The organism is Oceanobacillus limi (assembly GCF_900111445.1).
GTDB lineage: Bacteria > Bacillota > Bacilli > Bacillales > Amphibacillaceae > Ornithinibacillus > Ornithinibacillus limi.
Genome location: NZ_FOHE01000007.1, coordinates 57,603 through 77,514, shown reverse-complemented (window position 1 = coordinate 77,514; position 19,912 = coordinate 57,603). Strand labels below are relative to the sequence as shown.

Genomic DNA, 19,912 nt, shown 5'->3' with positions numbered 1-19,912 from the left:
AAGTGTTTTTTTATGAGTTTAAAAGGAATAAAATAGAGAAAGAGAGAGTTGAAACGATGAGAAAAAAACTAGTTTATGTTTTAGTGATTATACTTTTTATGCTTGCTTGTTCAGCTTGTAATGGTGAGGGTAATCATAAAACGGAGGATAAGATTTCGGATGACAATTCAAATTTAAACGCAACCTTTAAAGTGGTGATTGATCCTGGGCATGGAGGTAAAGATGTTGGAGCGATAGGAGTTAGTGGTCAGTATGAGAAAAGTTTCACCTTAAACCTATCGTTGAAGGTAAAGGAACTATTGGAGCAAGATCCAGACATTAACGTTGATATGACAAGGTCAGATGATAGCTTTATTTCCCAGGAAAGTAGGTACAGGCCGACATTTGCTAATGATCTAAATGCTGATGTATATGTATCCATTCATGGCAACACGTTTATGGACAGTAATGTTTCTGGTACAGAGACATATTATTATCACCGTAATTCTCGTTCCTTTGCTAATATCATGCATAGCCATGTGATTGAAGCAACCAACTTTAATGATCGTGGAGTAAAAAAGGAAGAATTCTTTGTATTAAAGGATACGGAGATGCCAGCAGTCTTACTAGAGCTAGGATATCTAACGAACCCTGAAAATGAGAGTTCTATGTTAAAGGAGTCCTTTCAAGATCGTGTAGCCTCTGCAATTGTAGAAGGGATTAAAGAATATAAGTCGGAGTAGACTGTAATAGTGAATGTATACTATTAATAGATGTTATAGTTAGAATGTGAGGCGGTTTGTATACTTGGGATAATACTTGATTTGGTAAATGATCGGGTGGCAAACGATCTACTCAGTTGATCAATGATAAAAGGAGGCTATATATGATAAAAGAAGTCTGTGTCGAAAATTTCACGAAGGTTCCTGAGTTAATTTCCAAAGGGGCTGATCGAATGGAGCTTTGTGACAATCTGGCTGTAGGAGGTACTACGGTTAGTCATGGTATAGCTGCAGTTACGATTGACTATTGTCATCGTCACAATATTAAGGTCATGACCATGGTAAGGCCAAGAGGTGGAAATTATATTTATCGCAATGAAGAAATCGACGTAATGAAGCAAGATATTATCCATCTTAAGCAATTAGGCACGGATGGCATAGTACTAGGATGCTTAAATGAAGCTAATTGGATTGATGAGAAGGCGATGAGTTCCTTACTTGAATTGACAGAAGGATTAGAGGTCACCTTTCATATGGCATTCGATGAGATAGCTCCTGAAAACCAGTTTAAAGCAATTGATTGGTTAGTGAAACATAAGGTGGATCGTATTTTAACCCATGGAGGTTCATTAGATACTCGGATTGAAGATAACTTAGTGCGGTTAAAGGAATATATAAACTATGCAGCGGATAGAATCATTATCCTTCCTGGTGGTGGCGTTACCGAGGAAAACCTTAATTATCTATCAAACTCGATAAATATTAGCGAAGTTCATGGGACGAAAATAGTCGGTTAAAAGGTGGATCAATTGTAAAGTGATATGAAGTTACACCATTTTTTCGTTTGAGTAATGTGGAAAAGTTTGTATCATAGATGACTCCACAAAAAAAACTCGCAAAATGCGAGTTAATTAAATAGCTTGGTAAGATTTTGAGTAGCCGTATTCGTATCCTGAATTAATTGGGCGAGTTGTTCTTTGTTGTTTGTTTGTGACTGAACAGTGGCAGAAATTTCTTCAATTGAAGCGGAAGCCTGTTCTAAAATAGTAACAAATTCGTTCACAGCTCCCTCAATGGATCCTGTCTCTTGATCAATATTTTTAGCAACAGTTTCAAATGAATGAACCTCTTGCTTTAGATGAGAGATGGAATCTTGGATCGATTCAAAGATTAATTGATTATTTTTTGTTCCTTCTATGTTTTCATCCATTTTATTAGCCACAGTGTCCATTTGCTCCTGTGTTTCAAGGTTATTTGAATGGATCTGATTTAATGTAGTAGAAATATGTACAGCTGTTTTATCTGTTGTTTCCGCAAGCTTTCGAATTTCTTCCGCAACAACTGAGAATCCTTTTCCTGCTTCTCCAGCCCTTGCTGCTTCTATGGATGCATTTAAGGCAAGTAAATTAGTTTGGGCAGTTATCTCTTGAATGGCTTGAATAGATCCTAAGGAAGTATCAATATTCTCACTTAGCTGTTTCATGTCTTTTTCCATTAGTGTAATAAATTGTTTGAAATCATCCATTTGCTCACTTAATACTTGTGATTGGGAACGACCTTCATCAATCTGTCCAGTCATTTCTGATGTGAAGCTACTAATTTGCTTCACTCGTCCATTCATGGAAACGACTTGGTTAGTAGTACTATCAATGGCCTTGGTAATTGCATTAACTGCATTACCTTGGGACTGTGTACCAGAAGCAATTTCTTGTAGTGCAGCATTAATTTCCTTTGTTGTTACCTTCTCTGCTTCAGATTGCTCTTCAATACGATACATATTATTAGCAATTACTTCAGAGTTTTGTGCTAAAACATTACGTTGTGTTTCTTCTTGTGCTAGCTTTTCTTGCATTGCAACTTGTGTGGTTCGCAGATTTTTTTCAAGATTTCCCATAATTCTTTGCTGAAAGAATAATACAATGATTGCTAAGGAAAAAAGTAGTAAATAGGTACTTAAATCGGAAGAATAGATATCACCATTAAAAGTAAATGCAAAAGTAAGTAATCCGATACCAAAAACAGTTCCGATTGCATAGAGTATTAGGTTCATATATAAAGCGGAACAAATTAATAAAAAGTATATTAATGATAGATTATTTTCTGATGGGCTTACAATTATAATTGCTCCTAGTAACAACCCTAAACCAACGATTGATAAATACGGGACTTGCTTTGAAAGTCGTTTCGTTATATTTAAAAATGCAATAATTGCACATAATAATCCCCCGCCAACTGCTATCGTTAAGATGAGTTGGAGAGATTTGTTTAAACTAATTTCTACGACTGTTCCCAAAATTACTGAAATAATTAGCATCAGTAAGATCACTTGGTTTTTCTTCCGTAGCGTTTTGATGTTTAGTTCTTCGATTGACATTTTCATTCTCCTCTTTTTATATTCCAAAAATAATTTTATCAGAAAATTATCCAAACGCATAATACTTTAGACCTATACTATGGAAGAAAAATCCAAGATAGGAGCTCGCATCGCAGAGGTGGGTACTCCTCAGTCGCTGATGAGCGCTCCATCACCAATGATAAGAGCTCCACCATAACCGAATTGAAACTCCTTTACCAACCTTAAGAATTAAAATATCACCGATAATTGAACCAAGTCCTGAATGCTTCCATCTCGTGCACTACGTGTATAAACCCATAACTCACCCAATTGTGTGGACGGTTGTCGATCGAATGTGATGGCGGTGGAATACTTTCCATATGCAGGGGCACCTTCTGTGGTTTGTGTCGACCTTTCTTCCGTTACCTTTTTATTATTTTGATCGATAATTCGGTAGTGAATCGTACCTTCAAATGCGCGAGCATATCCTTCAAGATTTAGCCCTTCTTGAATTGGTGTTCCTGGAAGTGGTTGAAAAACAGCGATATTATTTGACGTTGGAAGTGGAATAATTAGCTGATAGCCTGGATAAATGATATCAGGTGAAATACCTGGCCGATTTTGGTTCGCTTCAAGTAATGTGGATGGTGAAACGCCAAAGCGTTGAGCAATATTCGTAAGCGTATCCCCTTGTTCAACTAGATAAATAAAAGCTGGGACGTGAAGCGTTTGATTTTGATATATAAGATCAGGGTTTTGAATTTGAGAATTGATACCTTGAAGTAAATCCACACTTGTTGCGTATCGCTGTGCAATCTGATGTAGTTGTTCCCCTCTATGAACAATGTGATTAACTTTTCTGTTACCTGGTGTGGAAATTACTAAAATTTGGCCAGGGAAGATCGAATATAGATCTGTAATAGGTGGGTAAATTGCATTTGATTCAACTAGAAGAGGAACAGTTCCTCCAATGTTCGAGGCGATGGAATACAGCGTATCGCCTTGCTTAACTGAATAAATAAATGAAGTGCCATCTACAATTGGCATCATTATCACTCCTATAGTAACGTTATTCTTATTTAGGGTATTCGTTTACTTTAGGAGGAGTGAGTAATAAAAAGCTGACAAAGTACTTCCAAATGGGAAAATGGTCAAAACTATCCAAGCATTGAAATCATTATTCGGTTAAGCGATCTTTTAGATCTATCCATCGATGAGTTACTGCGTAGTGATGAAGAATTGAAAGAAAAAGTGATAAATGATAGTAAGCAACTGGCATATCCAAAAATGAAATTATATTTTGACGTATTATTCTTACTAGGTATTATATTTATGGTTATAAAAATTGGCATTCTTTTATTAAATAAGTTAACTCCACTAGATATTACGTTAGTTAGTGGGTCGTTCTTTTGGAACTATGGGTCATTGATTTTAATCATTGGTGCTGGAATTGGATCAAGTATTGTGAAAGATAAGTATAAAGAGGACTAGACAAGACGTGTCGAAGTATGGTTCGTATTATTAGAGGATTATAAATAAAAAGTATCTCTACTCAGTATTGGTAGAGATACTTTTACTTTACTTGAGTTATTTAACCCACTTTACAACATCTTCAAAAGGTCTGCGAGTTTTTGGTCGGGGATCATTCAAACGATAACCAAAGGCTGCCATCACAGAAATTTGGAAATGTCCATCTTCTAATAGCCCTTCTTCTTCAAGTAGCTGATTCATTTCTTTCATGTTAAATCCTTCAATAGGACAAGAATCAATGCCAATTTGGGCAGCGGCAGTCATCATATTTGCAAGAGCAACATAGGTTTGTTTGGACGCCCAATCGAAAAGCGGACGATCCCCTTCTAGCAATTCAAAATCCTCTCGCTGGAACGCTTCCACTCTTTGTAAAAACGTATCTAATATTTCCTCTGGGAACTGAGCTATATTTCGTAAATGATCCTTTAAATAGTCGGAATTATAGATTGTATCTTGTTTGGTGCGGGCTAAGTAAATGACAAAATGACTTGCATCGGGTAGCTTGCCGAAAGCACCCCATGATGTTTGTTTGATTTTTTCACGCAGCTCCGGGTTTTGTACAACGACAAAGCGCCATGGTTCAAAACCGAATGAACTTGGAGATAATCTCCCGGTTTCTAAAATAAAACGAAAGTCTTCATCTGAGATTGTCTTATTTGGATCAAACTCTTTTGTGGCATGTCGAAAGTGGAAAGCATCTAAAATTTCTTGTTTCAGATTTTCTTTATTGTGCAAATTTCTCACCTCTAACTATGTTGTAACTACTACTTATATCGTATGTTTTATTGGAATGTATCTATCACTTACTAATTCTAGTACACAAAATAGTCAGCTTCAATTATAGAGCTTTCCCTTTTTAGTACATAAATAGTCGACTTTATCTCTTTCAATTATGAAGGATTTGGATCTATAACTGAGCATTTCTATGAATGAACAAGTGAAAGCGTTAACAATTCGTGGTCACTATAGTTAACACAAATGTATGGGTTTATAACGCAATTTACTGACAATTCTAATTATAGTAGTATAAAAGTATCAACTTGGTAATTAGAAGGTTTTATCCTTCTAGGTGTGTTCCACTTCTATGAATCCACCCAATTACCATTTAACAAAGGAGTCTCCACTTTATGCGTTTCTTTAGCCCCATTTTGTAAGATCCCAAAATTAAATCTTTTCTAAGACATAACAATTAATAAAGGAGTGGTTGGTTGGAAACCGACAATATTAGAAAACCGTCTTTTATGTATGCACTATCGATGCTATTAACTGCAATTCTGATTATTTCAATTGGTATACTTGTTTTTGATGTGCCAATTCAAATTTTGATGCTTATGAGCATGTTGTCCATGATTCCATTTATGATGAAATTGGGATATACGTATAAACAGGTAGAGAAATCGATGATGACTTCGATGGGAAGGTCGTTACAACCAGGTTTAATCCTACTTACTGTAGGTATATTAATTGGTGCTTGGATTGTTTCTGGAACTGTCCCTACATTAATCTATTTCGGAATTGAGGCTATTTCCCCACAATTCTTTTTAGTGACAACCTTACTATTTTGTTCTCTTGTGGCATTATCTACAGGTACTTCGTGGGGAACAATTGGTACAGCTGGAATTGCTATGATGGGAGTTGGCATAAGTCTAGGGGTACCAGTTGGTTTAACTGCAGGTGCAATTATTAGTGGTGCTTATTTTGGTGATAAAATGTCCCCTCTATCGGATACAACCAATTTAGTGCCAACTGTTACGGGAGGAGATTTATTTACGCATATTAAGCATATGCTTTGGACGACAGTGCCTGCGTATATTATTTCAGCGATCATCTTTACCGTTATTGGTTTACAATATAATGCGAGTACGGTGAATGCAGAAAGTGTTAATACATTGACGTCGTATTTAGCCGAAACATTTAATCTAGGGCTCGTACCTATGATTCCAATAGTTGTTCTTATTACCTTATTAATGTTAAAGAAACCGGCTATTCCATCCATCTTCATTGCTTCCGTAGTAGGTGGCCTTGTTGCAATTGGATACCAAGGATTTGGTTTGTCCGAAACAATAGCAAGTTTTTATAGTGGTTATACGGTAGAGTCTGGGATCGAAGTTGTTGATAGTTTACTCATACGCGGAGGATTAACGAGTATGCTTGAGCTGATTGCTCTGTTCTTGTTTGCTCTAGGTTTAGGCGGTATGCTTGCGGAATCAGGTGTTTTAGAAGCATTAATTGCTTCATTCGCCGATAAAATTCAACACACTGGAACGCTTGTATTTACGACAATCATTGTAGGGTATGGAACACTTGCGATTGGTGGAGCAGTTTACTTTTCCAATGTGATGGGTGGTACCTTAATGAAACCAATCTTTGATCGAATGAATTTAAAACCCGAAAATCTATCAAGAATATTAGAAGATACCGGTACACAGGGAGGAGCAATATTGCCTTGGACTGGTGCTGGAATTTTTACAGCCACGACACTAGGTGTTCCGGTATCTGCGTATCTTCCATTCTGTTTCTTAGCTCTGATTACACCACTTGTTTCCTTGGTTTACGGAATAACAGGATTCACGATGACAAAATATGAAGAGCCACAGAAAGAAAAGAAGAAAAAGAAACCAGCTATTAAACCTGTGGAAGCATAAATCGAATTTGTCCGTAACCCTCTATCTACAAATGGATAGAGGGTTTTTTTCTCTATAGGAATTCTAAAGTTGACACATGCACATTTTTCAATCGTTCAATAAACACACATACAAAAACTACTAAATGGAAATATGCTATAGAAAGTATGAGTAAAGGAGGATTAACGTGAATAACCCACTATGTAAATTGTTGGAACAAGTCCCAGAGGGTACACGCGTAAAAGAATTAATGATGAATGGAGAAGATGTATCAGGTGTAGAAACATTTGTTGAATATGATAGTGTTACAGGTCTAGCTATATTTAAAAACGATTCCAATAGTACTTTTGTTGCCGTTGCTGAACGTATTGATATGATTGAATTTATAACGGAATAACTAGAGTTCCGTTCGTTCTAAACTATCTTTTTCCTAAACTTAAAAGGAGAGAGATAGTTATTTTTATATATCTATTGAAAGGTTACTCTAGATCTCTTGATTATAGAATAGCTCTTTCACATAGAGCAAACGCTGTCGCTCATGGAGGAATGAAAACATATTTAAAGTAAGAAACGCGTAATGATAGAACTAGAAAATTAGATCGTGTACAAGTCTAGTTAATCAAAGAGGCCTAAGGGAGGTGCCGTTATCATGGTTACTTCATTCATTCTTTTAATCGTCCTAATCATACTATCAGGATTTTTTTCATCGTCTGAAACTGCCTATTCAAGTTTAAATAAAGTAAGGCTAAAAAAGTACGTAAATGATGGTAAAAGAGGTAGTGAAAAAGCGCTCAAGCTTGTTCTTGATGATAACTTTGACAAGACTCTTTCAACGATATTAATTGCCAATAATATTGTAAACATAGCAGCTGCAAGTTTCTCAGCGAAAATGGCAACGGATCTAGTTGGAGGAAATGCTGGTGTGCTGATTAATACAGCTATAATGACGGTTTTGATACTAATATTTGGGGAAATCCTCCCTAAATCGTTAGCTAAAGAACATGCCGAAACGTATGCTATGGCTATATCGTCAATATTATTTGTTTTATTCAAAACACTCGCGCCTATAAATTATTTCTTTTTACGTTTAAAAGAGGTTGTTTCAAAGATAATAGCCAAAGATCAAATGCTTCCTTCTATAACAGAGGAGGAGATAAAGTTAATAGTAGGTATCGGAGAAAAAGAGGGGATTATTGATAAATCAGAAAGACAATTAATTCATCGGTCCATGAAGCTAGATGAAACGGCTGTTCGAGAGATTTTAACCCCGCGTACGGACATGGTAGCGATTAACAGTAACCAATCCGTTGAAGAGATAAAAGATGTATTCTTTCGTGAGCGGTATTCAAGAATTCCAGTTTATGAGAATAGTATTGATAATATTATCGGATTTATAACAGAAAAGGAATTTTTAACTCATTTATTGAAATCAAAAGATATAAGGCTTAAAGAGTTAATAAGGGAGCCATTGTTTGTAGCAGAATCGATGAAAATTTCAACGCTTTTACCTCGTCTTCAAAAAGAAAAAATACCAATTGCCATTGTAATAAATGAATTTGGAGGAACGGTTGGTATTGTAACGTTGGAAGATGTTTTAGAGGAGATTGTTGGCGAAATATTAGATGAAAATGAGGAGGAAACAAACCAGGTATCTAAAATAAATGACAGGCAATATATTTTCAGCTCTAATTACTATTTACGTGATTTCGCTTCATTTTTAAATGTGCCATTACCAAAAAGCTCGTATTTTACGTTAGGTGGCTGGACGATGGAGAATTTGGAGGAAATTCCCAAGGAAGGAGATTCGTTTCATTATCAGAATTTAACCATTTGCGTTGATCAAGTTGCTAGTCGAAGAGTAACCAAACTCCGCGTTGAAGTTCACCCTATTAAGGGAGCAAATAATAAGTAAACAGGCTGCTCATCTATTGTAGCAGCCTATTTATCTTTAAACTTATTTCTTTACCTTTCTAAAATGAAATGAATAAACCAGATTCGTGAATGGGTTGATAAAAAACAAGAGGAAAAGGGATACGATTATGGTAGCCACAAGATGAATATGCGTTAGCTGTAGGTGTGGTTGAGATGATAAGGCACTTCCTAAAGTAGTTAATAAGTTAATCAACGGAAAATATATGGCATAATGTAGAATGCTTATCCAAGCAAATGCGTAGGCTGTCACTCGAGCTTCTTTACTAAAACCCTTTCTAGCAAATAATACAGGAATAACTGAACCAATCCCTCCCCCTAATAGGATGGCTATACCGGTAGATAATTGCATACTATCTACAAATAGAAAGCTTAACGTTAGTCCACTAACTGCAGTAAAAGACTGTAGAAAACTGGTTATGACTATGCCAAAAAAACTAGAAAACAATAAGTTTTGTTCGAGAATAAGGAATAAATGCTCTACATATGGAAACGTGTTTATATGAAGCGCTGTTGTTCTTAGTCCCCACATGGAACCAAAGATTAGTGAAAATCCAATGAGTGCATAACCAATATGAATAAAATTCTTATACTTCATAAGGCAAAGTACGGCACCTATGACTGCTAAGGGGAAGACAAATATTGCTAGATCAATCGTAATGAACTCAATGATGAGTGCAGTCCCTATATTAGCCCCAATTATCATCCCAATAGATTGCCTAAAGGAAATTCGTTTGGCTGTAATTAAACCCATCATAAGGATGATTACATAAGAGATATTTTGCAAAATGATTGTGATAAGAATACCCAGAGCAATACATTTCCAGGTGGTATCTGTTAGGTTGGATATCCATTTTTTAAGAGTGTTTGTGGATAAATGAAATAATCCGGAGCGGAATATCAGAGTGCCCAAGATTAATCCTGCCAAGAACTGTAGAAATGCAATGAAAAATATCAAAACATTACCTCCTTTCCCAAAGTTATTTATCTAGTAAAATGGGCTTCTTTACATACTGTATAAAAAACCACCTCCTAAGCTAGGAGATGGTTTTGTGAATTTAGGTTGCGTTCGGATTATTTCGGTCGTGTATTTTAACGATTAGGTTGGAGAATTTGTTGACAAATGGAAGCGCAATTAATGAGCTTAGAACATTAAAGATAACGCTAATATGAGCAATTTGTACATCTGGTCGTTCTGCTAATAAAGTGCCAATATGAGCGAGGACACCAATTAATGGGAAGAATGCAATAACTCCTAATACATTAAGCCAAATGTGTGACCATGCAGTAAGTCTTGCTTCTCGTCCACCACCAATCGATGCAAGCCATGCGTCAACGCAAGTACCAATATTAGCACCTAGGACAATAGCGACAGCGGTTTCTAAATTCATGGCCCCTGCCGCAATAAATCCCATTGTAATTGCAATCGTGGTTGTACTTGATTGAAGGACTGCACAAACAATGGTTCCAGCTAGTACAGCATAGAAAAGGTTGTTATCAAGAGCAAGGAATAGTTGATTAACATAATCCAACCCTGCTAGTGGAGCTGCCAGTGATTTAAAACTCCACATTGCCCCAAATACACCTGCTAATCCAAGAGAAGCCATACCTGTATTTCTAAAGTTATCCTTTTTAATTAGTAAGAATATAGCTCCAATAATTGCTAGCGGAATGATCAAGTAATTAATATCTAGAGTAATAATTTCAGTTGTAACAGTCGTACCAATGTTAGCTCCTAATATGATACCGATAGAATTACTGAAGGTTAACATTCTACCAGCTACTAATCCAATGAGTATAATGGTTACGGCAGAGCTACTTTGTAAGATTGCAGTTACAACCATTCCTAGTAAGAGTCCTTTCCACGGAGAGTCAGTCAATTTTGCTAACCAACGCTTTAGTTTGTCAGCAGATAAATTGAATAAACCAGTTCTTACGAGATACATTCCTATTAGAAATACTCCTAGAGTGGCAATGAATAACAGTAGCTGAAGCATATTATTTCTCACCTTCTTTCTAGTCAGATTTGGGTGGGTTATCTGGTCTAAAGGAGTTTAATAGTAGGATGTAGGTTTCCTACTTTAATAAAGATGGGAGATTGTTTTGGTTAGTCTTTTATTTGTTCAGTAGATTTTTGCATTGCATAAGAACGGCTTGGAACGGTTAGCACTTTTTTACTGGTTGGTTGAGGTTCCCAATCTTTTACGAAAGTCCTAAGCGTTTTGTTAACAGAACGTTTCATTAGACCTCTTAATACAACTATTTCGTAGACAAATAATCCTGCAATTAGAGAAAACATTAATGTTTCGATCATGTTTTCACCCCCTTATATAGTTACTTTATGATAGTAGAAGGGGACATGCTTGGGACGAATAAATCTATTTTTTGAAAATGTGTTATTAACAGAGGAAATATATAGACTAGAGTATGTTTATTATTACTATGTCTAATAGTCTATTTCATGTTGACAAATAAAATAATAAGAATTAATATATCATTAAATTACAAAATTTCTCAAAATTAAAAATAAAGGAGTTCCTATGGTTTGGAATCTATGTAAAAGCTTGGTCACATTCATTCTAATTTTATTGGGCTTTATTTTTGTTTTATTATTGCCAAGGGAAATGGAAGTTGAAGCGATTGGTTTCTCGCAATATGAAGCTGCTCACCCATTTACAATGGATCTTTATATGGACAATATGAAAGCGTTTGTTACGTACTTTCAAACGGAAAAAGGGTTTGGGACAACGTTAGCGGGGACGCCTATTTTGGAAGAGGTTCAGCGTTACTTAGGAAGAAGCCTGAAGATCATTATTCCGACTTTTATCCTCGTTCTATTATTCGGCACATTGGTTGGGGTGTTGCAATTTAACTACCGAAGTAAAAAGCGGGGAAAGATTTTGTCTTTTTTCTCTAGTATTCTTTCATCAATTCCAGACTTTTTCTTATTTATTGCTATTCAATATTTACTCATAAAATTGATACAAGCGGGGTTACCTCGATTTCATCTTTTTGGAAGTGACTACTGGTATAGCTTTATTATTCCATTAATCTCATTAATGATTTTTCCACTTTTGCATATGGTTCGAATGACCGTTGTTGCCATGGAAAGTGAAATGAGTCAGGAATATGTTCGAACGGTTTTAGCAAAGGGACTCAGCCGAATTCAAGCAATTAAACATATCCTACGGAACTGTTGGTCAACGATCATTAATCAATCCCAATGGGTTATGCTTTATATTATTTCCAGTCTGCCAATTATCGAGAGGTTATCGAACTATAATGGTGCTGGCGATCAACTTTTATACAGTATTCTCAATAATGAAGATATACGAGCATTTGCTTTGATGTTACCATTTTTGCTCATCATGTTCTTCATACATGTTGGTGCAAACGTCTTAAAATTTATCATATTGCCGAAGGAAGGGAAACAGGGATGAGAAAGGTCTTTCATTTTATTAACCACAATTTCCTACTATGCTTCGGAATGCTTATGCTAGTTTTGCTTCTCTCGTTTACTTTTTTAGGGCAATATGCTCCTTTTATTAATCAAGGGGTAGAGGAAATTCCTTTTAAGATGACAGATGGGAAAATATCTGTACCTCCTTATGAGCCTTCTTCCGAGCATTTATTAGGAACCGATCGTGAGGGTAGAGACTTATTGAGTTTGCTAGCAATGGGGGCAAAAGAAACCTTATTGATTATCGTTACCATTACAATACTTCGTTATCTCCTCGCTATACCATTAGCTTATTTAGCGCATAAGAATGTTTTTGGTGCAAACCCATTATTAAAGGTGTTAAATGGATTTTTTTCATATGTACCAACAATCGTGATGGTTATCTTATTAGCGATGCTTCCTCCGTTATTATTAACAGAATCTAGACCATATTATTTAATCGTAATCATCGCTGCTATGGAGGTTGGAAGGGCGGCCGAAACGATAAAGCAGGAATTAGATGAGTGTACGCGTAAGGAATATATTTTAAGTGGTATTGCGGTAGGTGCGGGTCCGGTTCGGTTATTGAAATCCTATTACTTACCATTTTTGTATGGGAAGTTATTGGTTTCGATTATTTCTGACCTTGGAAAGGTGATGTTTTTATTAGGTCAATTAGGGTTTATTGGGATATTCATTTCTCAAGATATTATTCAAGTAGAAATAGGTATGTTTGAAATTAGAAATGAATCTATTTCTTGGCCGATGTTATTAATGGAAGCAACTAGTGATATTCGAGGACCAATTTGGATTCCTTTTTGGTCTGCTTTTGCAATGACGTTTACGATTTTTACGTTTAATATTTTGGCACAAGGAATTCAAAATCTAGAGAAAAAGAAAGCATCTTATCTTGTATAGGTTTAGAATGTTTTACATAAAGTCCCAAAAAGGGAAGGGTAATAGGAAAATCTGTCGAATTAATAATAGTAAGTATTTGGATAGTCTACTATTACTTACTATTTTTTAGGAGGATTGATTTAATGATGAAAGACAGGTTAAGCGTTGGAAAGGTGATTGAATTTGCCCAAACGGAGACAAATGCAAAGAAATTCCATCAGGAGCATCCTATATCAGATGAGTTAAGGAACACACTACTTCTCGATGTATTTAATGACTTTACGAGGTATGTAGTAAAACATAATTATGTAGCTTTTATAACGTTGTTCAAACCTTTTATGGAAGAGCATCATCTGCTGGAGGAGAAAAGAAATGCGCTAGAGCATAATTTGTTTTGGTGGCATGTATTTTATCAGGCGTACCAAGATTTGGGAAGTAGTGATGTAGAGTTCTATATTAAAGAAAATGCCAGCAATCAAAAACCTATCATAAAGTCATGGCTAAGAGAATGGCATCATGCAGTCCCAAAGTTTTATCACATTGGGTATAAACATAGTGACCGATCCTTAGTTGTAACAGATATGATGGAAACTAGAACCTTAGATGTTATGATATTAAATCGATCTGCTGTAGCCCCAATGAAAGGTGAAATTGTAATGGGGACATTGATTCCTATAGGAGATAGGTTATATTTCCCAATTACGGATTTTTATCATTTTGATTTTGACGCAAGAAAAGAAATAGCAGGTTATGTCGTCCACTGCTATGAAACCTCATTAGATAGTTCTTCAACCTTTGAAACTTTTCTCCACATTTTATCTACTGCATTACAGATTGAGAATCAGGTAAGGAAAGAAAACTAGCCCCTCATTCTTCCTTAACGTGAACACCTCCCCATATAACTCTATCTCACCCTTTTTAGGATTTGTATCGTTATTGGCTCGCATTGTTAGGTTTTACTAAAAGAGAAAAATCCACCAATGAACTTCATTTTTCTACCTTCCATGACATGTTTGTTACTAGGTATGATCACGTTGTGTGTATCAAGAATAATAAATTTGGTATGACACGTCTATATTGGACATACATTTAGTTAGTAGTGACATACGTGCGCATTCATTTTTTGTACAAGCTGGAAGTACTTGAAAGCATATAGCTGAAAGGAGTTCATCAATGGAATTCATCGAGCCTTTGATTAAAATTCTGCTTATCAATTTAATATTAAGTGGTGATAACGCAGTAGTTATAGCAATGGCTAGTCGGAAGCTGCCAGAGGAACTAAAGAAAAAGGCTATTTTATGGGGAACAGTTGGTGCTGTTGGATTTAGAATTATATTTACTATTTTAGTCATTTATTTATTGAAGCTACCTTTTATCCATCTAATTGGTGGTATCCTTTTGTTAGTAGTAGCTTACAAATTGTTAGTGGATCAGAATGAGGATGCGAATATAAAGGTAGGGAGTACCTTACAGGATGCGATCATAATAATTATATTTGCTGATCTACTTATGAGTTTAGATAATGTACTTGCAGTTGTAGCGGCTTCGAACAGTGATATTTTTCTCGTTATACTAGGAATTATCCTTAGTATCCCGGTCATTTTATTTGCAAGTCAGTTAATTATGAATCTAATGGAGCGGTTTACATTTATCATTTATTTGGGGGCTGCTTTATTAGCGTGGACTGCTGGTGAAATGATCATCAAAGAGGAAGTTGTTCATCAGTTTTTTGTGCAAAACCAGTTATCGGAGTCATTGTTTTTGGCATTAATTTTACTTGTAATTATTGCAGTTGGCGGTTTTCAACGCAGATATCAGGGGGACTAACCCCCTAATGTCTAAATGAAGGTGTATTTGTTGTAGATTCATTCGTAATGGAGACGTGTAGTTGTAATTTTCGATTAATGCTTGCGTAAAAAACTTCCTCTCTACTTTTAATACCTTTTTCCAGAAGCTGTTGATTCAACCATTCTTCGTTTAAATTAAATTCGTTGAGAATAGATGTATACGTTTTTCCTTCTACAATAATTGGAAATGTAATTGTAGTCGTTTTACTAGGGATGTTCATATCTTCGACTGTAACGGGGTTTTTCCTTGGCTTTTTCAGCACACTTAATGAACCATTCGCTTCAATTACAGCGGTCTCCACTTCATTGATATCAAAAACGCCTTTTCCGCGAAGCATTTGTAGAATATTATCAATGGAGTAGCGGACCTTTTTCATGTTTTTATCTAAAAATTTTCCATTGTAAATGACAACTGTAGGTTCGAACGTAATCATTTTTCCTAGCCTTCGATTAGAAATCTTTAACTTGCTTACGATACGTTGGAATATAGCTAATGATATAATTGCAAGAGCGGTTGGAAGATGTTGAATACTGGGATCCGCTATGTCTGCTCCAACGACGGCACCAAGTGTTAAAACAATTAAAAAATCAAATATCGGTAGCTCACCTATGGCTCGTTTCCCCATAAACAATGTCATAAATAACAATAAAGGCAAGATGGTTATGATTCTTATCAGTGTTGTTCCTAGATCCTTCAGTGTCTCAACCACAATTTACTCCCTGCTTCCTTCTATTTTCCTATGTTGTATTTAAGATTAGTATTGTTAAAGGGGGAATACTTATACGTCTTTTGTTGGGGTCTTTATCTTTCGAATGCTTTTTTCAGATAGGATCTTCCATTTTCGAAAGAGTTCTTTATATTTTGGGATTCGTTGGTAGTTATCAGGTAACGTAACCGGGTCACTAATGCCGTTTACAAGCAAGGTTATTTTAAATCGTTCGCCAGGCTCGTCAATAAAATAGGAGCCGAGTTTAAATAAATCTGCTTTCGAAAAAAGGTCATGTAGTCGAAGGTTGATTTGCTGAAAAGCTTCCATATCCACGTCTTGAGCGTATCCAATATTAATAATAAGCTGCTTTCCATCTGTAAAATCTTTTGGTAAATAAGGTGTAAAAATAACATATTTCAATGGCTCATCAAAGCAATCCTCCTCAATCGTGTGTAAGGATAAAGGTCCTTTATTTGCTTTAATAAACGTCTCAATATCTTGAAAGTCTATATTCATTTCACCTGTCTCTTCAATTAGTTGTTTTAACGTTTTCATCGTATGTTCTTCGATAGCATGAAAGGTTTGATGCGCGTCGCGAATGGTTGTATTGTGATCGAGCGTTTCCATTAGACCATCACTTGTAAAATAAATGACCGCATCACAGAGCTCCTTCATACGGTAATACTGGTTAGATGCCGTTTCATAGCGTTTTTTACCTTCAAAACGAAATGGAAAACGAAATACACCAATTAGTAAAGCTTTTTTCTCTCGTAACATGGTTAATTCACTCGTAAGGTTGTCCGTTTCACTTGCATTACCGCCAATAAAGCGATAAAAGCACAAGTCATCTGGTCCAAGCTTTGCAGCAACAGCCTTGTCCGTTTTAATAGCTCCATTATTAATTTGATATATTTTTACAGGTGCCTCCATATTCCCTTCTCCCAACTAAACTTTTTCACCATTATATACGATATGTATACGGAAGTTTGTCAGAACTTGTTAGAAAAAAGGACTAGTTTTGTAGAATGTTGGGTTGTAATAAAGATCTAATCATATTAGGTTACTGCTAAGCCTATCTACGTGAGGTAACGAAAAATAAAAAGCGTCAAAGTGATTTACTTCGACGCTTTTTATAAGAAAGTTAAAATAGAAGCGGGGTTATCCTTCCAAAGTTGGAGAAGGATTTGACGATTGGATACCAATCCGTTATGCCCTCTTCTTCCCCTTCACCAGTTAACGTATTGAATATATTATCTAAGAAGTTCTCCATTACAACTTTTTCGTGTTCCTCATGAATGATGCTTGTCAGCTCTGCTACGGTTTCTCGTTGATCATCAAATGGAATACCCTTTGTCGTTACGGCTAATACATATGGATCTTCATCGTAAACAATTCCGACATCATTAAAGAGGAGTTGGTTCGTAATGTAGCCTATTTTATGTGCTACTTCTAAATCTGGAACTCCAGCAGGAATCGCATCATTAAACTCCGTATTCTTTAGTATTTCAACTAGCTCTGCACCTAATTCTTCTTCATTTGAAAATTCATAGAGTGCTTTTGAATACATTCCCATATCTTTGGCTGTGGTAACATTTTGCATGTCTGGATAAGCATATTTCCCACCTAACTCATGCATGAAATCAATTAGATTTCCTCTACCAAAGCGATCTAGTAACATAATGTATGCGACATTGTCACTATGAATCATTGCGTTTTCTACGATCTCTTTAATTGTATATTCTGATCCAACGTCTTCGTACTGGATAATTCCCGTGCCACCAGAATAATGTCGGCCTTCATACGCCTTTACTTCGTTTAAATCTACATTGCCCTTTGCGGCCTGCTCCATTACATATAGTGCCATAGGCATTTTCACGGTACTAGCAGCACCATATACTTTTTCTGGATTGTAATACATTTTATATCCAGTGTTGATATTCTCGTAATAGAAGGACATCGTTCCTGGTTGTTCTTCAATAAACGCGATCATTTCTTCGGTTGTGTTAAGTTCTTCTGCACTAATTTCCGAATGAACGGTGAATAGTGAGAAAATAGTAATGGAAAAAATACATACTACTAATTTTTTCATGGTTAAATAACTCCAAATTAATATATTATATATGAAATTATAACGGAAGCATTAGGTGAATGAAAGCATTTTCTGTACGATGATTAAGCTAGGTATTGTAGAAGTAGGCATTTATGCTTATGATGGATAAGGATTAGGTTTATTATGTATGAGGATAGGAGGGTTAGAATTGACTGAGGAAGCAAAAGGTGCAAATCCGAAAAGTAAGCCCATAAAACAGCAAACAAAATGGGTTATTTTATTTATCTTGATATTTATAAGCATTGGTGGTTTTGTCATATATAGTTTATATGGCATGGATAGTAAACCAAAAGAATTATACTTACAAACAGAACGTAATGCCTATGAAGATACGATGGAACATTTCAAAGAAAAATATGGTGATTCCCTTCGTTTTAAAGAGGCCATGTTAGCAGGTCCATCTAGTTCTGAGATAAATCTAACTGGAAGTATGAAAGAAATAACTAGTGACCATAAGGGATTAGCATTTTTCCTAACGATTCTTAACCAAACAGATATGGATATTCACTCGATACGAGATCCAGAAAATGAGGTAAGCTACCATACCATTCATTTGCAGAACGAGAATTCTAAGATGAATGCTGCAGAAATAATTCAATCAAGTGAACAACTAGGTGTGAAATTTCCAGTTTTATATGATCGATTTTTTTATTTGAATGTAAACGAATATGGTGATTTTGCTAGCAAGTATGATCAAAACTATGCTGGCCCAGAGGAATTAGATATCAGCAGATTAAATTGGGGGGATTTGGAGCTTAGTAAAGGGGAATTAAATCAGATTAAGCTTGAATACGGTACCTACCTTTTGGATGAATTAAAAGATGATTATTTCTCATTAGAAAACAATGTGGAATACGAATCCATGACAGTAAAAGAACTTACACTTGAAATGTCTGGTGAAGAAGTGAAGTCGGTGCTAACTGGTTTAATGGAGAAGTTCTTAGACGATGATGAGCTTCAGCATATAATTGCAGAGAGAATGATCCACATTACACATGCAATTAAATTAGACGTTGACCCAGAAAAGATAAACGAATCTCAAGTAAAAGAAGATATTATCAAACGTGTTAGCCAATGGAAACAGGCATTAGCTGGTATGGAACTAGAGAAGTTTAAATCCGTTATTCTTGTAGATGAGGCGGATCAAATTGTTGATAGACAAATGGAGTTATATGGAGATGAGAATCGGTTCCAATTTACAACGAAATCACATGGAACACATCGAGAAGGTATCATCGAGACACAAAACGCATCTATAGAACTTTCTCAAGAAAATATAGAGAAATCAAATGGTATAGAGGAAGTAATAGAACTTGCATTACGTAAAGAAGATAAAGATCAACATCCAATAGACATGAACCTAACAATTAATTCGGAATATTCCTCTGATGCTGCCAATCAACAACAAGTGGAACGAGAAATCCGTTTTCAAAGGAATGGAGAAACAGAGGATGCCCTTAAAAGTGGTACCATCACACAGGAAAAAAGTATTAATCTAAATAGCAATCTTATGGAGCAACGTCTCGTATTGGATATAAATCATCAAGGACAGGATTATTCCATACAAGCAGAATCAACGACAGAGCTTCTCGAACAAGTTTCTTATCCTACTATTACAGAATCGAATGGAGAAAATATGGTTGAATTAACAGATGATGATCTCTACCGCATCATTTATGAAGAAATAGGAGGGAATTTTCAGGAATTCATGAAGGTTATGGATGTCTTCTAATCAAGTGTTTGGCTATATTACTTGGAAAATATATTTCTATCCATGATCAAGCCTTAAA

General features: G+C 35.7%; 20 protein-coding genes. 11 read left to right on the top strand and 9 right to left on the bottom strand.

The window, feature by feature from the left end; genetic code table 11:
* Nucleotides 1–56: 56 nt before the first annotated feature.
* Entirely contained in the window at nt 57–722 is a 666-nt protein-coding gene (locus BMX40_RS09410) for an N-acetylmuramoyl-L-alanine amidase family protein (protein ID WP_090869171.1), read from the top strand.
* A gap of 143 nt (nt 723–865) precedes the next feature.
* Nucleotides 866–1,498: a copper homeostasis protein CutC gene (locus tag BMX40_RS09405; RefSeq protein ID WP_090869169.1), complete on the top strand. Its 633-nt coding sequence runs from the start codon at nt 866–868 to the stop codon at nt 1,496–1,498.
* Nucleotides 1,499–1,608: 110 nt separating this feature from the next.
* Here the strand turns inward: BMX40_RS09405 and BMX40_RS09400 are convergent, their stop codons facing one another.
* Nucleotides 1,609–3,075 carry a methyl-accepting chemotaxis protein gene (locus BMX40_RS09400; RefSeq protein ID WP_170840733.1) on the bottom strand — a complete coding sequence of 489 codons (1,467 nt, stop codon included), beginning with the start codon at nt 3,073–3,075 and terminating at the stop codon, nt 1,609–1,611.
* Nucleotides 3,076–3,285: 210 nt separating this feature from the next.
* Nucleotides 3,286–4,083, bottom strand: coding sequence for a LysM peptidoglycan-binding domain-containing protein (locus BMX40_RS09395; protein ID WP_090869164.1), 798 nt, complete (start codon nt 4,081–4,083; stop codon nt 3,286–3,288).
* Nucleotides 4,084–4,323: 240 nt separating this feature from the next.
* Here BMX40_RS09395 and BMX40_RS20670 point away from each other — a divergent pair, with 240 nt between their 5' ends.
* A complete protein-coding gene (locus tag BMX40_RS20670; protein ID WP_244513466.1) occupies nt 4,324–4,527 on the top strand; it encodes a DNA-binding protein in 204 nt (67 codons plus the stop codon).
* Between the two features lie 96 nt (nt 4,528–4,623).
* Here the strand turns inward: BMX40_RS20670 and BMX40_RS09385 are convergent, their stop codons facing one another.
* Complete coding sequence (locus tag BMX40_RS09385; protein ID WP_090869162.1) at nt 4,624–5,301, bottom strand: NAD(P)H-dependent oxidoreductase; 678 nt, start codon at nt 5,299–5,301, stop codon at nt 4,624–4,626.
* 473 nt (nt 5,302–5,774) lie between these two features.
* Between BMX40_RS09385 and nhaC the strand changes: the two genes are divergently transcribed.
* From nhaC to BMX40_RS09370, 3 genes are all read left to right on the top strand, one after another.
* Nucleotides 5,775–7,211 carry a Na+/H+ antiporter NhaC gene (gene nhaC / locus BMX40_RS09380; RefSeq protein ID WP_244513465.1) on the top strand — a complete coding sequence of 479 codons (1,437 nt, stop codon included), beginning with the start codon at nt 5,775–5,777 and terminating at the stop codon, nt 7,209–7,211.
* 166 nt (nt 7,212–7,377) lie between these two features.
* Nucleotides 7,378–7,587, top strand: coding sequence for a hypothetical protein (locus BMX40_RS09375; RefSeq protein WP_090869160.1), 210 nt, complete (start codon nt 7,378–7,380; stop codon nt 7,585–7,587).
* A 252-nt stretch (nt 7,588–7,839) separates the two neighbouring features.
* Complete coding sequence (locus BMX40_RS09370; RefSeq protein WP_090869158.1) at nt 7,840–9,102, top strand: hemolysin family protein; 1,263 nt, start codon at nt 7,840–7,842, stop codon at nt 9,100–9,102.
* A 42-nt stretch (nt 9,103–9,144) separates the two neighbouring features.
* On the opposite strand, the gene BMX40_RS09365 is transcribed toward BMX40_RS09370, so the two are convergent.
* From BMX40_RS09365 to BMX40_RS09355, 3 genes are all read right to left on the bottom strand, one after another.
* On the bottom strand, nt 9,145–10,047 hold the full coding sequence (locus BMX40_RS09365) for a Na/Pi symporter (RefSeq protein ID WP_280139670.1): 903 nt from the start codon (nt 10,045–10,047) through the stop codon (nt 9,145–9,147).
* A gap of 130 nt (nt 10,048–10,177) precedes the next feature.
* Nucleotides 10,178–11,116 (bottom strand): Na/Pi symporter, encoded by a 939-nt coding sequence (locus BMX40_RS09360; RefSeq protein ID WP_090869153.1) that lies wholly within the window; start codon nt 11,114–11,116, stop codon nt 10,178–10,180.
* Between the two features lie 110 nt (nt 11,117–11,226).
* The gene (locus BMX40_RS09355; RefSeq protein ID WP_090869151.1) at nt 11,227–11,433 is read right to left on the bottom strand and encodes a hypothetical protein; all 207 of its coding nucleotides are present in this window, start codon (nt 11,431–11,433) and stop codon (nt 11,227–11,229) included.
* Between the two features lie 226 nt (nt 11,434–11,659).
* On the opposite strand from BMX40_RS09355, the gene BMX40_RS09350 reads away from it, so the two are divergent.
* From BMX40_RS09350 to BMX40_RS09335, 4 genes are all read left to right on the top strand, one after another.
* The gene (locus BMX40_RS09350; protein WP_090869148.1) at nt 11,660–12,559 is read left to right on the top strand and encodes an ABC transporter permease subunit; all 900 of its coding nucleotides are present in this window, start codon (nt 11,660–11,662) and stop codon (nt 12,557–12,559) included.
* A gap of 47 nt (nt 12,560–12,606) precedes the next feature.
* Nucleotides 12,607–13,476, top strand: a complete 870-nt coding sequence (locus BMX40_RS09345; protein WP_244513464.1) for a peptide ABC transporter permease — start codon at nt 12,607–12,609, stop codon at nt 13,474–13,476.
* Nucleotides 13,477–13,598: 122 nt separating this feature from the next.
* Complete coding sequence (locus tag BMX40_RS09340) at nt 13,599–14,318, top strand: hypothetical protein (protein WP_090869144.1); 720 nt, start codon at nt 13,599–13,601, stop codon at nt 14,316–14,318.
* A 310-nt stretch (nt 14,319–14,628) separates the two neighbouring features.
* Nucleotides 14,629–15,282, top strand: a complete 654-nt coding sequence (locus tag BMX40_RS09335) for a TerC family protein (RefSeq protein ID WP_090869142.1) — start codon at nt 14,629–14,631, stop codon at nt 15,280–15,282.
* Between the two features lie 4 nt (nt 15,283–15,286).
* On the opposite strand, the gene BMX40_RS09330 is transcribed toward BMX40_RS09335, so the two are convergent.
* From BMX40_RS09330 to BMX40_RS09320, 3 genes are all read right to left on the bottom strand, one after another.
* Complete coding sequence (locus BMX40_RS09330; RefSeq protein WP_090869140.1) at nt 15,287–16,012, bottom strand: DUF421 domain-containing protein; 726 nt, start codon at nt 16,010–16,012, stop codon at nt 15,287–15,289.
* 69 nt (nt 16,013–16,081) lie between these two features.
* A complete protein-coding gene (locus BMX40_RS09325) occupies nt 16,082–16,942 on the bottom strand; it encodes an FtsZ/tubulin family protein (protein WP_090869139.1) in 861 nt (286 codons plus the stop codon).
* 211 nt (nt 16,943–17,153) lie between these two features.
* Complete coding sequence (locus BMX40_RS09320) at nt 17,154–18,101, bottom strand: serine hydrolase (protein WP_090869137.1); 948 nt, start codon at nt 18,099–18,101, stop codon at nt 17,154–17,156.
* Nucleotides 18,102–18,270: 169 nt separating this feature from the next.
* On the opposite strand from BMX40_RS09320, the gene BMX40_RS09315 reads away from it, so the two are divergent.
* Nucleotides 18,271–19,854, top strand: coding sequence for a DUF6583 family protein (locus BMX40_RS09315; protein ID WP_090869135.1), 1,584 nt, complete (start codon nt 18,271–18,273; stop codon nt 19,852–19,854).
* The last annotated feature ends 58 nt before the right edge of the window (nt 19,855–19,912 follow it).

Bases quoted from the DNA above. Each gene is read 5' to 3' on its own strand.
- BMX40_RS09400 (WP_170840733.1), bottom strand. From the start codon at position 3,075: ATGTCAATCGAAGAACTAAACATCAAAACGCTACGGAAGAAAAACCAA.
- BMX40_RS09410 (WP_090869171.1), top strand. From the start codon at position 57: ATGAGAAAAAAACTAGTTTATGTTTTAGTGATTATACTTTTTATGCTT.
- BMX40_RS09355 (WP_090869151.1), bottom strand. From the start codon at position 11,433: ATGATCGAAACATTAATGTTTTCTCTAATTGCAGGATTATTTGTCTAC.
- BMX40_RS09405 (WP_090869169.1), top strand. From the start codon at position 866: ATGATAAAAGAAGTCTGTGTCGAAAATTTCACGAAGGTTCCTGAGTTA.
- BMX40_RS09395 (WP_090869164.1), bottom strand. From the start codon at position 4,083: ATGCCAATTGTAGATGGCACTTCATTTATTTATTCAGTTAAGCAAGGC.
- BMX40_RS20670 (WP_244513466.1), top strand. From the start codon at position 4,324: ATGAAATTATATTTTGACGTATTATTCTTACTAGGTATTATATTTATG.
- BMX40_RS09350 (WP_090869148.1), top strand. From the start codon at position 11,660: ATGGTTTGGAATCTATGTAAAAGCTTGGTCACATTCATTCTAATTTTA.
- BMX40_RS09320 (WP_090869137.1), bottom strand. From the start codon at position 18,101: ATGAAAAAATTAGTAGTATGTATTTTTTCCATTACTATTTTCTCACTA.
- BMX40_RS09340 (WP_090869144.1), top strand. From the start codon at position 13,599: ATGATGAAAGACAGGTTAAGCGTTGGAAAGGTGATTGAATTTGCCCAA.
- BMX40_RS09345 (WP_244513464.1), top strand. From the start codon at position 12,607: ATGCTTATGCTAGTTTTGCTTCTCTCGTTTACTTTTTTAGGGCAATAT.
- BMX40_RS09325 (WP_090869139.1), bottom strand. From the start codon at position 16,942: ATGGAGGCACCTGTAAAAATATATCAAATTAATAATGGAGCTATTAAA.
- BMX40_RS09335 (WP_090869142.1), top strand. From the start codon at position 14,629: ATGGAATTCATCGAGCCTTTGATTAAAATTCTGCTTATCAATTTAATA.
- BMX40_RS09370 (WP_090869158.1), top strand. From the start codon at position 7,840: ATGGTTACTTCATTCATTCTTTTAATCGTCCTAATCATACTATCAGGA.
- BMX40_RS09360 (WP_090869153.1), bottom strand. From the start codon at position 11,116: ATGCTTCAGCTACTGTTATTCATTGCCACTCTAGGAGTATTTCTAATA.